The organism is Streptomyces sp. NPDC002742, from assembly GCF_042888885.1.
GTDB lineage: Bacteria > Actinomycetota > Actinomycetes > Streptomycetales > Streptomycetaceae > Streptomyces.
Map to the genome: position 1 here is coordinate 46,726 of NZ_JBIAQF010000020.1, position 13,183 is coordinate 59,908.

Annotated in this window: 9 protein-coding genes and 1 pseudogene; 8 read left to right on the top strand and 2 right to left on the bottom strand. The window is 69.8% G+C overall.

The window, feature by feature from the left end; all coding sequences use genetic code 11:
* The first annotated feature begins 55 nt into the window (after nt 1–55).
* The 7 genes from ACFYW8_RS30755 to ACFYW8_RS30785 all read left to right on the top strand — a co-directional run bounded on the left by ACFYW8_RS30755 (nt 56) and on the right by ACFYW8_RS30785 (nt 9,879).
* Entirely contained in the window at nt 56–1,597 is a 1,542-nt protein-coding gene (locus ACFYW8_RS30755; RefSeq protein WP_389084148.1) for an ABC transporter substrate-binding protein, read from the top strand.
* A gap of 94 nt (nt 1,598–1,691) precedes the next feature.
* Nucleotides 1,692–2,633 carry an ABC transporter permease gene (locus ACFYW8_RS30760; RefSeq protein WP_389084153.1) on the top strand — a complete coding sequence of 314 codons (942 nt, stop codon included), beginning with the start codon at nt 1,692–1,694 and terminating at the stop codon, nt 2,631–2,633.
* Nucleotides 2,630–4,588 (top strand): dipeptide/oligopeptide/nickel ABC transporter permease/ATP-binding protein, encoded by a 1,959-nt coding sequence (locus ACFYW8_RS30765; protein WP_389084158.1) that lies wholly within the window; start codon nt 2,630–2,632, stop codon nt 4,586–4,588. The genes ACFYW8_RS30760 and ACFYW8_RS30765 overlap by 4 nt, the downstream gene beginning before the upstream one ends.
* The gene (locus tag ACFYW8_RS30770; RefSeq protein ID WP_389084162.1) at nt 4,585–5,568 is read left to right on the top strand and encodes an ABC transporter ATP-binding protein; all 984 of its coding nucleotides are present in this window, start codon (nt 4,585–4,587) and stop codon (nt 5,566–5,568) included. Before ACFYW8_RS30765 ends, ACFYW8_RS30770 begins: the two co-directional genes overlap by 4 nt.
* A gap of 32 nt (nt 5,569–5,600) precedes the next feature.
* Nucleotides 5,601–6,836, top strand: coding sequence for a family 1 glycosylhydrolase (locus ACFYW8_RS30775; protein ID WP_389084167.1), 1,236 nt, complete (start codon nt 5,601–5,603; stop codon nt 6,834–6,836).
* On the top strand, nt 6,829–9,441 hold the full coding sequence (locus tag ACFYW8_RS30780; RefSeq protein ID WP_389084171.1) for a glycoside hydrolase family 78 protein: 2,613 nt from the start codon (nt 6,829–6,831) through the stop codon (nt 9,439–9,441). Before ACFYW8_RS30775 ends, ACFYW8_RS30780 begins: the two co-directional genes overlap by 8 nt.
* Nucleotides 9,442–9,540: 99 nt before the next feature.
* Complete coding sequence (locus ACFYW8_RS30785) at nt 9,541–9,879, top strand: hypothetical protein (RefSeq protein ID WP_365879695.1); 339 nt, start codon at nt 9,541–9,543, stop codon at nt 9,877–9,879.
* 87 nt (nt 9,880–9,966) lie between these two features.
* Here the strand turns inward: ACFYW8_RS30785 and ACFYW8_RS30790 are convergent, their stop codons facing one another.
* Complete coding sequence (locus ACFYW8_RS30790) at nt 9,967–10,989, bottom strand: endonuclease/exonuclease/phosphatase family protein (protein ID WP_389084178.1); 1,023 nt, start codon at nt 10,987–10,989, stop codon at nt 9,967–9,969.
* Nucleotides 10,990–11,415: 426 nt separating this feature from the next.
* Here ACFYW8_RS30790 and ACFYW8_RS30795 point away from each other — a divergent pair.
* Nucleotides 11,416–11,962 (top strand): annotated as a pseudogene (locus ACFYW8_RS30795) (HEAT repeat domain-containing protein); the annotation flags it as partial.
* A gap of 185 nt (nt 11,963–12,147) precedes the next feature.
* Here the strand turns inward: ACFYW8_RS30795 and ACFYW8_RS30800 are convergent.
* Nucleotides 12,148–13,002 carry an alpha/beta fold hydrolase gene (locus ACFYW8_RS30800; protein ID WP_389084183.1) on the bottom strand — a complete coding sequence of 285 codons (855 nt, stop codon included), beginning with the start codon at nt 13,000–13,002 and terminating at the stop codon, nt 12,148–12,150.
* Nucleotides 13,003–13,183: the final 181 nt, after the last annotated feature.

The following is a 13,183-nucleotide window of genomic DNA, read 5'->3' on the forward strand; positions in this document are numbered from 1 at the left end:
ATTGTTCTCGTCAAGTTGGGCGAAGGCCCCGACCCGGACGACCCGAGAGGCTTCGATGACCGGCTTCACCTTCAAGCGTCTGGCGGCCAGCACACTGGCCCTGGCGGTAGCCACCGTCTCTCTGGCGGCGTGCGGCTCTTCGGCGAACAGCGACAATCGTGCTTCGAGCAGCACGCTCACCCTCGGCTACGACTCCGACCCGGCACCGCAGGGCTACGACCCGCTGCTCTACGGCGGCGGCCAGCGACTGTTCTACGAGTCGGTCTACCAGTCGCTCTTCGCGGAGGGCGCCGACGGACAGCCCGTCCCCGAGCTCGTCTCGAGCTTCAGCTACGACAAGTCCAAGACCCGGATGACGCTGAAGCTCAAGTCCGGTGTCACCTTCACCGACGGCTCCAAGCTCACCGCCGAACTGGTCAAGGCGAACCTCGACCGTCGCAGCAACTCCAAGCTCCAGGCCTACTCCGGCTTCGCCAAGGGCGGCTCGACCGAGATCACTGACGTCAGGGCCCCGAGCGCGAACACCGTGGTGCTCACCTTCCCCGCCGCCCAGGGGTCGTTCCAGACGAACCTCGCGGGCGTCCCCGGGACGATCGTCGGGGCGAAGGCGATCAGTGACCCGAGCCTGCTCAACCAGGGTCCGGACGGCTCGGGCCCGTACAAGATGAACGCCGCGGTCAAGGGCAGCAGTTACACGATGAGCCGCCGGCCCGGCACAAGGACGGGCACCTACCCGTTCCGGACGATCGTCTACAAGCCGTACCTGGACAAGAACGCTCGTCTGAACGCACAGATCTCCGGCCAGACGGACGCGTCGCTCATCGACACCTCCACGGAGAAGACGGCAGCGTCCAACCACGTCTCGCTGGTCAGGAACGGCGGCACGATGCTGGACCTGCTGGTCTTCGACAAGACCGGGGTGAGCTCGAAGCCGTTCGCCGACAAGGACGTTCGTCTGGCACTGAGCTACGCGATCGACCGGAACACCTTCGTCAAGACCGTGGCGAAGGGCGCCGAGCCGACAGCCAACGCCTTCCCCAAGTCCTCGCCCGGCTACGACCCCACGCTGAACACCCGGTACTCCTACGACGTCGCCAAGGCGAAGCAGACGCTGAGAAAGGCCGGCTACCCGAACGGGTTCTCGTTCACCATCACCGCCAGCCCGACCGATCAGGCCGCGCTGGAGTTCCTGCAGAACGAGTTCAAGGCGATCGGCGTCGACATGAAGATCGACGTCACCACCTCGACCGGCCAGCTCTTCGCGGCGGTCAACACCCAACCGCTGGGCTTCATCCCCCTGACGATGAGCAACGAGATCGGCGTCACCGCAGGGGTTCTCGTCGGAGGCTTCGCGAACCCGCACAAGACGCAGGACCCGGTGATCGGGGCCGCGCTGGGGGCGGCGTCGAACGCCTCCGGCTCGGACCACCCCGCCGCGCTGAAGAAGCTGAACGGCTCACTGATCGACGAGGGCTGGCTGGTCCCGGTCGCCGAGCAGTACGCGTACGCCGGTTACAACGCCAAGGTGCTCAAGGCGCCGACCTATCCCGGCACCGACGGCTACCCGCTGCTCAGCTCGTTCAAGCCGGTCGCCTGACCGCACCCGCGGGTCGGCCGGCGGTCCTCAGGACCTTCGGCCGACCGACGGGACAGCGCGCCCGGTGCCGTGATCTCGGAAAGGAACTCACGTCATGTTCACCTACGTCGCCCGTCGTATCGGGCTCGGCGTCGTCACCGTCCTGGTGGCGTCCGCGCTGAGCTTCCTCCTGGTGCACGCCTCCGGCGGCAGCCCGGGAGCCATCACCGCCGGGGAGGGGGCGACCAGGGCCCAGATCGCCGCGGAGAACGTCCGGCTCGGCTGGGACCGTCCGCTCGTCGTCCAGTACGCCAGCTGGCTCGGACACGCCGTCCGCAGCGACCTCGGGGTCTCGTTGATCGACGGTCGCGGCATCTGGCCGGACCTGACGCAGCGCATACCGGTCACCGCCTCGACGGCCGTCTTCGCGACCCTGTTCAGCGGGATCCTGGGGATCCTGGCCGGAGTCGTGGCGGCGGTGCGCCGAGGCCGACCCGATCGTCTGATCACGGTGACCAGCGGGATCATGCTCTCCCTGCCGCAGTTCTGGCTCGGCATCGTGCTGGTCTATCTGCTCTCGGTGAAGGCGCATCTGCTGCCCGCCACCGGCTATGTCGGGTTCTTGACCTCGCCGACGCAGTACCTCCGAAGTCTCGTTCTCCCGGTGCTGGCGCTGGGGCTGACGGGAGCCGCGATCATCGCGCGCACGACCAGGGCCGGCATGGTCAACGCGCTGCGGCAGGAGCACATCCGCACCCTGCGGGCCCTCGGCACGCCGGTCTGGCGGATCCGCTACCTGCACGCGCTCCGCTTCGCCGCCGCGCCGGTGGTGTCGGTGCTCGGCATCCAGTTCATCGCCCTCTTCGGCGGCTCGGTCATCATCGAGCAGCTCTTCGCGCTGCCGGGTCTGGGCCAGGCCGCACAGGCCGCGATCAACACCCACGACTTCCCCGCGGTCCAGGGCGTCGTCGTCATCGCGACCATGGTCGTGGTCGTCACCAACCTGCTCCTCGACCTCGTCCTCGCCGCCCTCGACCCGAAGGTTCGTGCCGCGTGAACGCCTTCACCGAACCCGTCCAGCTGCCCCCGGCGTCCGAGCCGACGCCCGGCCGACGCCCCCTGCCGGCCTCGCTGCGCCGCCCCGGCACCGTGCTCGCCCTCGCCTGGCTGGTCTCGATCGTGATCGCCTCGGCGACCGCGCGCTGGTGGGTGCCGGTCCCCGTCGACCGGCAGGACCTCGCCCACGCCCTGACCGGCCCTTCGGGAACGCACTGGCTCGGCACCGACGAACTGGGCCGCGACATCTTCTCCCGGATCGTCACCGGCGGCTGGATCTCGATCGGCCCGGCACTACTGGCCGTGACGGTGGCGTTCTGCGTCGGCGTGCCGACGGCGTTGCTCGCGGCCGAGCACGGTCGCGGGGTCGAACGGACCGGCAGCCGCGTCGCCGAGCTGCTCCTGGCACTGCCGACCACCGTGATCCTGCTCGCCTTCGTCGGCGCGGTGGGCGTCCATGTCTGGGCCATCATGGCCGTCCTCGGCCTGCTGCTCGCGGCGCCGGTGTACAGGATCCTGCTCGCGCTGGCCCAGTCGCTGCGCACCCGCCTCTATGTCGACGCGGCGAAGGTGAACGGCGTCGGCTCCCTCCTGGTGAACGTGCGTCACGTGCTGCCGGGCATGGCGACCACGATCGCCGTCCAGGCGGCGCAGCTCTTCGCGCTCGGCATCCTGATCGAGGCGGGCCTGGCCTTCATGGGATATGGGCCCGCCATACCCGCGCCGAGCTGGGGCGGTCTCATCGGTGACGCTCAGCAGCACATCTACGACGACGCCTGGATGATGGTTCCCACCGGTGTCGTGCTCGCGCTGACCGTGATCGCGGCCAACCAGATCGCCGACGCCCTGGCCGGTGAGCGGGAACGGACCGCTCCCGCCCGACGCCCCGCGCGACGAGCGGACCGGCCTCCGGCGGCTCCGGCCGCGGGCGAGGCGTCCCCCCGTACCGACGGAGCCCTGCTCGCCGTGCGCGATCTGCACGTCGGCGTCGTGGAGGGAACGGAACTGGTCACCGGTGTCTCGGTGTCGGTCCGGCCCGGAACCGTGCTCGGCCTGGTCGGCGAGTCCGGGTGCGGCAAGACGATGACCGCACGATCGCTGATGGGACTGCTGCCCGACGGCGTCGAGGTCAGCGGCGGCTCCATCCTCTTCGAGGGCCGGGAGCTGGTCGGGCTGTCCGACAAGGAGTACCAGGCCGTCCGCGGGCGGGACATCGCGCTGATCTCACAGGAGCCGACGGTCGCGCTCGACCCGATGTTCTCCATCGGCCATCAGCTCACCCGGCCCATCCGCCGCTTCCGCGGAGTCGGCCGCGGAGAGGCCCGCCGCATGGCGCTCGACCTGCTCACCCAGGTCGGCATCGTCGACCCCGAGCGGATTCTGCGCAGTCACCCGCACGCGCTGTCAGGCGGCATGGCCCAGCGAGTCTGCATCGCCCTCGCGCTCACCGGCTCGCCGAAACTCCTGATCGCCGACGAGCCGACCACCGCTCTGGACGTGATCGTGCAGGCCGAGATCCTCAGCCTGCTGCGCTCACTGGTGCGCGGCACCGGCCTGTCGGTCGTCCTGGTCAGTCACGACCTCGGTGTGGTGGCGGACCTGTGCGACGACGTCGCCGTCATGTACGCCGGTCAAGTGGTCGAGTCCGGGAGCGTGGCCGAGGTCCTGGACCAGCCCGCGCATCCCTACACGAGCGCGCTGCTGAGCGCGAACCCCCATATCCCGCAGGGGGAGGAGGTCCCGGACCGGCTGCCCTCGATCCCGGGCACGGTGCCGGCGCCGAAGGACTGGCCCACGGGCTGCCGGTTCGCGAGCCGGTGTCCCCTGGTCGCCCCCGAATGCCATGAGCCGATCGCGGCGGCGCCGGCGCACGGCGCGGGAACCGCGCGCTGCGTCCATCCGCCGGCCCCGGCGCCCGGCGCGCCCGTGCCGAACGAATCCGGAGCCGTCCGATGAACCAGTCAGCCCTCCGCGTGCGGGATCTCGTCGTCCACTACGGACCTCGTCACCGGACGCCTCCCGCCGTCGACGGGGTCAGCTTCGACATCGCGCCGGGCGAGACCCTCGGGCTGGTCGGTGAGTCCGGCTCCGGCAAGTCGACCATCGGCAAGGCGATCCTGGGACTTCAGGCGGCGAGTTCCGGGTCGATCACGCTGAACGGGACGGACATCACCAAGGCCTCGCTGCGACAGCGGCGGGTCAGCGCCATCGACCTGCGCGCGGTCTTCCAGGACCCCTACTCCTCGCTCAACCCGGCCCAGAGCATCGGCCGGACCCTGGTGGAGCCGCTACGGGTGCTGCGCGTCCCGAAGCATGAACAGTGGCAGCGGGCCCGAGACGCCCTCGAAGCGGTCGGTCTCCCGAACGACGCGATCGACCGCGGTCCGGCGCAGCTCTCCGGTGGCCAGCGTCAGCGAGTGGCGATCGCCCGCGCCCTGGTCTGCGACCCGAGGGTGATCGTGCTCGACGAGCCGGTCAGCGCTCTCGATCTCTCCACCCAGGCGCAGGTGCTCAACCTGCTGGCCGATCTGCGTGACCGGCGACAACTCGCGCTGCTCTTCATCGCGCACGACCTGGGCGTCGTCCGGTTCCTCTCCCAGCGGGTCGTGGTTCTCTACCGCGGCCAGGTGATGGAGCAGGGCGATGTCGAGTCGGTGACCCAGGACCCACGTCACCCGTACACCGTGGCGCTGACCGCGGCGGCACCCGTGCCCCATCCGGCCGAGCAGGCGCGCCGTCGCACCGCGCGCGAGGCATTGGGCATCGGCGCGGCCGGGACCGCCGCGGCAGCACCGACGGGCTGTCCGTTCGTGAACCGGTGCCCGCTCGCGGCGGACCCCTGCCGCACCGAACGGCCGCCTCTCACCGGCACCGGTGACACCGCCGCGGCCTGCCATCGCCTCGATGAGGCCGCCGCGCTTCGTGCCGCCCACTGACCCTCGTACCACCTATGGACTACGGAGATCCCATGCACCAGTTCCCGGCAGACTTCCTCTGGGGAGTGGCCAGTGCCGGCCACCAGACCGAGGGCGACAACGCGGCCAGTGACTGCTGGTTCGCCGAGAACGTGACACCGACCGTCTTCGAAGAGCGGTCGGGCAAGGCGTGCGACGGCTGGGAACGCTGGCGCGAGGATGTCGACCTGGCCGCCGCCATGAACCTCAACGCCTACCGCTTCTCCGTCGAGTGGGCGCGCGTCGAGCCCGTCGAAGGCGAGTTCTCCGCCGCCGCGGTGGCCCACTACGAGGCGATCGTCGACCACTGCGTCGAACGGGGTCTGGCGCCCGTCGTCACGTTCCACCACTTCGTCGCCCCGCACTGGTTCGCCGCGCGCGGCGGATGGCTGGACGCCGAAGCCCCGGAACGGTTCGCGCGCTTCTGCGATCGGATCATGGCGGCCTTCGGTGACCGGATCGCGGTGGCGGTGACGATGAACGAACCCAACCTGCCGCCGATGCTGGCCTGGGCCGGGCTGCCCGACTTCGTCCGGGACCTGGAGCGGGCGACGCTGGAGGCCTGCACCCGGGCGGCCGGCGTCGAGCGCTACCGCCTCACCAACATCACGCTCCCCGAGGAGGCCGGCGCTCTGCTGGCGGGCCAGGCCGCGGGGCACCGGGCGGCCCGTGCGGCGATCAAGGCGCGTCGCGCGGATCTTCCCGTCGGTCTGTCGATCGCGATCGTGGACGACCTCGTCCACGGCCCGGATCCCACCCTGCGGGACCGCAAGCGCGCCGAGGTCTACCAGCCCTGGCTGGAGATCGCCCGCGAGGACGACTTCATCGGCGTCCAGAACTACGAGCGGCACCACTACGACGCGAAGCGTGCGGTGAACCCCGACGGCACACCCGCCGAGGGCGGAGTGATGAACCGTACCGACCCGGCGTCGCTCGGCAGTTGCGCGCGGTACGCCCACACGGTGAGCGGCGTGCCGGTCCTGGTCACCGAGCACGGCATGCAGGCGGACGACGACACGAAGCGCGCCGCTTTCATCGAGCCGTCGCTGGCAGGTCTGCAGCAGGCGATGGACGGCGGTGTCCCGGTGCTCGGCTACTTCCACTGGACTCTTGTGGACAACTTCGAGTGGATCTTCGGCTTCGGGCCCAAGCTCGGGCTGCACGGCTTCGACCCCGTCACCTTCGAGCGCACACCGAAGCCGAGCGCGGGCCGCTACGGCGACCTGGTCGCGGAGCTGCGCCGTGGATGAGGTCTCCGCCGTCCGTTTCGAACATCGCGACGATCCGCTCGGCATCGGGGAGGACCGCCCGCGGCTCTCCTGGCAGGTCGCGGGTCAGCAGGGATGGCGACAGGCCGCCTACGAGCTGACCATCGGCGACGAGTTCTTCCATGTCGACTCGGCCGACTCCGTGCTGGTGCCGTGGCCCGCGAGGCCACTGGCGTCCCGCGAAGCGCGCGAGGTCCGGGTCCGCGTCATCGGCACCGACGGCGAGGTCTCGGACTGGAGTGACCCGGTCAGTGTGGAACGCGGTCTCGGCGCCCACGACTGGAAGGCCACGCTGATCGAGCCTGCCGCGGACGAGCGTGGACCGGCGGCACTCCTGCGCCGCTCCTTCGTCGCCGACGGCGAGATCGCCCGTGCCCGCCTCTACATCACCGCGCACGGGCTCTACGTGGCCGAACTCAACGGCGAGCGGGTCGGCGACGACGCCCTCGCCCCGGGGTGGACCAGCTACCACCATCGGCTGCGCTACCAGACCTACGACGTCACCCGGCAGGTGCGCGCCGGTGAGAACGCGATCGGGGTGCAGGTCGCCGACGGCTGGTGGCGAGGCCGGGTCGGGTTCGTGCCCGGGTGGCGCGACACCTACGGCGGCTCGCTGGGCCTGCTCGCCCAACTCGAGATCGACTACGCCGACGGCCGGCGTCAGGTGATCCCCACCGACGAGGGCTGGCGCACCTCGACAGGACCGATCCGGTCCGCGGATCTCTACGAGGGCGAGACCTACGACGCGACGATGGCGCTCCCCGGCTGGTCATGTCCCGGATTCGATGACCTGGATTGGGACGGTGTGCGCCGCGGCGAGCGCGACCCCGCCACCCTGGTGGCTCCGTCGGGGCCGCCTGTCCGGGCGGTCGAGGAGCGAGTGCCGGTCACCACGATCACCACTCCCTCGGGCCGTACCGTCCTCGACTTCGGCCAGAACCTGGTCGGACGACTCCGCATCCGGGTGTGCGGCCGGCGCGGCGCGACCGTCACCCTGCGCCATGCCGAGGTGCTCGAGAGCGGGGAGCTCGGGGTGCGACCGCTGCGCACGGCCACGGCCACGGACCGGTACGTGCTCGCCGGGGATGCCGACGGCGAGCGCTGGGAGCCGTCCTTCACCTGTCACGGCTTTCGCTACGCCGAGGTGAGCGGCGACTACGACGAACTTGAGGCGACGGCGGTCGTCCACCACTCGGACATGCGCCGCACCGGCTGGTTCGAGTGCTCCGACCCTTTGCTCAACCGGCTCCACGAGAACGTCGTGCGGGGGATGCGCGGCAACTTCGTCGACGTCCCCACCGACTGTCCGCAGCGCGACGAGCGCCTGGGCTGGACCGGTGACATCCAGGTCTTCGCGCCCACGGCCGCCTACCTCTTCGACTGCGCCGGCCTGCTCACCTCCTGGCTGGCCGATCTCGCCGCGGACCAGACCGCGAAGGGCGTCGTCCCGCTGTTCGTGCCGCGGATCGATTTCCCGGGCCCGTTCGCGGAACCGGCTCCGACAGCGGGCTGGAGTGACGCCGCGGTGATCGTCCCCTGGGTGCTCCATCAGCGGTTCGGCGATGCGGGGCTGCTCCGTCGCCAGTACCCGAGCATGCGGGCCTGGGTCGACGGCCTGACCGTGTCGCTGGGGCCGGCCGGCCTCTTCGACAAGCCGGAGTTGCAGCTCGGCGACTGGCTCGACCCGGCGGCACCCCCGGACGCGCCCTGGCAGGCCGAGACCGACGCGCACCTGGTGGCCACCGCCTACCGCGCGCACGTCGCCGGCCTGCTGTCCCGGATCGCCGCGGTGATCGGCGAGGAGGCGGACGCGGCCAAGTACGCCGACCTCGCCAACGGGGTCCGGCAGGCGTTCCACGACGAGTTCGTGACGCAGGGCGGCCGGATCGCGAGCTCCGGACAGACGGGTTACGCCCTGGCCCTCGAGTTCGCTTTGCTCCCCGACCCCGAACAGCGCGCGCGTGCCGCCCGCCAACTGGTCCGGCTGGTGCGGGAGAAGGGCCACAAGGTCGCCACCGGCTTCCTCGGTACCCCGCTGATCTGCGACGCCCTCACGTCCGCGGGAGCGATCGACGACGCGTACCAGATGCTGCTCCAGACCGAGTGCCCCTCCTGGCTGTATCCGGTGACGATGGGAGCCACCACGATCTGGGAACGCTGGGACTCCATGCTCCCCGACGGTTCGGTCAACCCCGGGGAGATGACCTCCTTCAACCACTACGCCCTCGGCGCGGTGGCCGACTGGATGCATCGGGTGGTCGCCGGGCTCGGGCCCGGCTCGCCGGGGTACCGGTCGCTGTGGGTCGAGCCGCGGCCCGGGGGAAGGATCTCGTGGGCACGCACGGCGCACCGCACTCCCTACGGCCTGGCCGAGGTCGCGTGGGAGAGGGCCGACGGCGAACTCCGCGTCGACGTCACCGTGCCGACCGGGTCGGTCGCGACAGTCGTCCTGCCGGGTCGGCAAGCCAGGGAGATCGAGTCCGGCAGGCATCGCTTCGTGGTGCCGCACCCGGGACCGCCGGCTGATCGCGAATGGCACCCGTCCCCGCCCTTTCCGCTCGACGACGTGCTCGCCGAAGAAGGCTGACGGACGAGGCCGCGGGTTCGGCCCGCCTGTGGACCCGGTTCACCGGCCGGCCGAACAGCCGGTCGGTCGGTCCACGTCTCCAGGATCTAGGCTCCTCCCATGAACGACGAAGAAGTGATGACCCGCGTCGTCGCGATCCTCACCAAGACACGTGAGTACGTCGGGGACGACGCACCCGAACCCGACGACGAAAGCGACGTCCTGCTCAACGAACTGGTGAAGGACATCTTCCCGAGGAGCGTGGACATCGACGACGACGCCGCCCCGCAGGAGGTCGCCAACGCCATCGCCCAAGCGATGAGCGGCCCGATCTTCACCGCCTTCGGGGCGTTCGTCGCCGCCTTCCACCAGCTCGCCGAAGAACACGATCGCGGCGATCCCGAAGTCCCCTCCGCCCAGGTGCTACGAGACCTCGCCCTGCGCGCCAGCAGCGAGTGACGGTGATCGGCGGCCCACCCGCGAGACGCGATGCCGCGCGCGGACCTGAAGGTGTGGAAGAAGAACCGCACGCTCTCCCCATGTGATTCACAGCCTGACGTGAGCCGCTATCGGCAAGTGGTCGCTCCCTGTCGCAGGCAACGACCACACATCGGTGACTTCAGCCGAGCGGGCCATGATCTGGTCGATCCGAGCCATAGGCAGGGCTGCGGGCCAGCTGAACGCGAACCCCGAGCCGGCTGCGTTCATCTGCGAGCTGACCGGTGCCAGCCCGCGGTCGTCCACGGTGCTGTTGAGGTCCCCGAGCAGAATCACCTTTTCCAGCCGCTCAGCGGCGATCGCTTCACCCAGGAGAACTGCGCTCTCGTCCCGCCGTTCGGAACTGAATCCGTTCCCCAGGCCGAGGCGCACTGAGGGCAGGTGAGCCACATAGACAGCGACATCGCCCTGTGCCGTCGTGGCCGTCGCCCTCAGTCCGCGGTTCCAGCCATCCCCGACTCCCTCCGGCCTGATGTCCACCAGCCGCACGTCGGAGAGCGGGTACTTGGACCAGAGTCCGACCGTGCCCCTTGTCGCATGGTGGGGATAGTCCGACGCCATGGCCGCCGCGAAGGCCGGCAAAGCAGAAGGCGTCAGCTCCTCCAGGGCGACGAGGTCGGCTTGAGCCCTGATCAGGACCCTCGCGGTGGCTGCCGGGTCCGGATTCTCATCGCTGACATTGTGCTGAAGCGCAGTCAACTCGCCTGCCGGGTCGTGGCTGGGAAGCAGGAGGCCGCCGAAAAGACTCATCCAGGCGACAACGGGCAGCAGCAACGCGATCAATGCGACGAAGGAGCGTCGCAGGAATGCCAAGGCCAGCAGCCCCGGGACGGTCAAACCGAGCCAGGGAAGAAATGTCTCGAGAAGGCTGCCCAGACGGCCGAGCGTATTGGGGACAGCGGCATGAAAGACCAGCAGAAACGTGACCAGTATGGAAAGCAGCGCCAGAATGCGCCCTTCCCTCCAACCTGACTTTCCTGGGGTCTCTGTCCTTGGCGTCACCCACCCGTGAGGCAACCGCCGAGATTTCTCGTCCTGCTTCGCGAGTACTGCAATGCTGTCCGGCCTCATCGTCCGCTCATGCTCCAGTCGGCATCTCCTCGCATCGTGGCCACCCGCACGACGTCACACGAGACGACGACGCAGGGCCCGTTGATCCGGTTCCGGCCCTCCAGCGCCGAACGGTCGGAACAACGCGGCTCTCGTCCCCGTCGCCCGGCCGCCGCCGACTGCCTCCGCTCCGTCCGCCCCGGGGCCGCTTCAGCGATGCGGGGCGAGCAGCGCGGCGAGACTGTCGGAGACCTGATCGCGGGCAGTCGGCGGCAGTGAGGCCAAACGGTGTTCGATCTCGTGGCCGAGGGTGGTGGCGGCAGACTCCAGGAGCGCGCGTCCTGCGCGGTCAACTCCACGATGGAGGAGCGCCGGTTGGCGGGGTGGGGTCGGCGCTGGACGTGACCCGCCTTCTCGATCCGGTCGACGGCCTGGCTGGCGCCACCGCTGGTGATGGCGAGCCCGTCCGCAATGTATGGGAACGTCGCCGGAGCCCTTCGATGGGCACTGACGCGATCGGGCGACGGCGGCCTGGAGCCGCTGACGGAAGGGCTCGACTCACCGGTGGCCGCGGTTCGGGAACGTGCCGTCCGGTCCCTGGCCGAGATGCCCTGCGGTGAGGCGGTCGCGCGGCTCCGGGACGCCCTCCTGAACCCCGACATCGTGGTCCGCGAGCATGCGGCTCTGGCTCTCGGGGCACGTGGCGTGGCCGATGCGGTCCCGACGCTCATCGACATGATCGTGGAGGGAAAGAACGACACCGGCGCAGCCGATGCGCTGAGTGTGCTGGCGGGCGGCAAAGGGGCGGCGGATCAGATCGCGGCCAGGCTCGGTCGACCGCCTCACCCAAGACCCCGCTGGAGGGCCCGCACGGGGGGGGCGGCTGACCCAGGCGCTGGCGGACATCCCGGGGCCAACGGCCTCACGAGCCCTCGTAGAGCTGTCGCATGACCAGGACCGTGCCGTTGCGCCGACCGCGGCGTACCTGCTTCAGCAGTCGCCCCCCGGGAGGTGTGCATCGCGAAAGTCCACCGATCGGCCTGGCGCTCCCGGTGGGGTGAGCCTGACGGGACCCCATTGGGCTTCGGCGTGCTGTGCGCCGGCCTATGCCTGCTCATGCGATGACGCGAAGACTGGCATCACTGCCCCTGCAGCACCGACCGATTGCCTGGTGGAGTGTCAGCGCGCTGCGAGGTTTGCGAGCAGCTCGGCGGCGGACTTCGGATGGACGAGCCAGCGCAGGTGACTGCCCTCGAGTGTCCGGACGTCGAAGAGGTTGTCGGGTGTGAGCGCGTCGGCTTCGCGAATCATGCGGTCCTGCACGGCGAGTGGAAGGCTGGCATCGTTGGCCAGGCGCACATAGGTCTTGGGAATCCGGCCCCAGGTCGTGGCTTGTGCCCGGTCGGTGGATGTACCGACATCTAGGTTTTCATCGGGCTGGAAGGTGTTCAGGAAGGTCCGGAACTCGTCATCGGTGAGGTCGGCGGCGAACGCTCGCTTGAACGCGGCGAGTGCCGCCGGGTCGGCGGTGCGGAAGTTGGTCCGGAGCAGACCGAGTTCGGCCGGGTTCCCGACGAGTGTGGCAGCGAAGGCTCCCGCGTCGACGTCCGCCATCTCCGGCTGGGCGTAGTAGTCGCTCACGTCCAGATCGACGGGGCACCAGGCGGAGACGTAAGCGATCCGGTCGATCAGCTCGGGCCGGGCGTTGGCGACGGCAGTGGTCGTGATGCCGCCCCTGCTGTGGGCGACGAGGATGGTGGGCCCGTTCCGCTTGGCCCGTTCGAGGACTTCGATCACGCGGGCGGCGTTGTCGGCGAGCGTGACGCCCTTGATGTTCCCCGGTTCTGCGGCGAGTGCGTCGAGATCCTGGGGAGCCTGGTATGTCGCGGGGAAGGTCGCCTCGAATCCGTGCCCCGGAAGGTCGACCGCGACCGAGCGGTGCCCGAGTAAGGCGAGCTCGGCCTGTAGCGGCGCGAACGAGAACGAATTCGCGAAGGCCCCATGAACAAAAACGAATGTCGGCAGATTCTGCATGCCTCAGCCTCCAACAGAACGGCCTTCGGAGCAAGATCAAGGGTTCAGGAGGGCTTCGATCTGTCTGGCTGTGGCCTCGATGGTGATGCTGAGCCATGTGCGGCTGGTGCCTCGAAGGGGTGTCTGCATCGGGAAGCGGCGGTGGAATTCGGCGATGGCCTGCGTGACAAGGAGGAGGTCG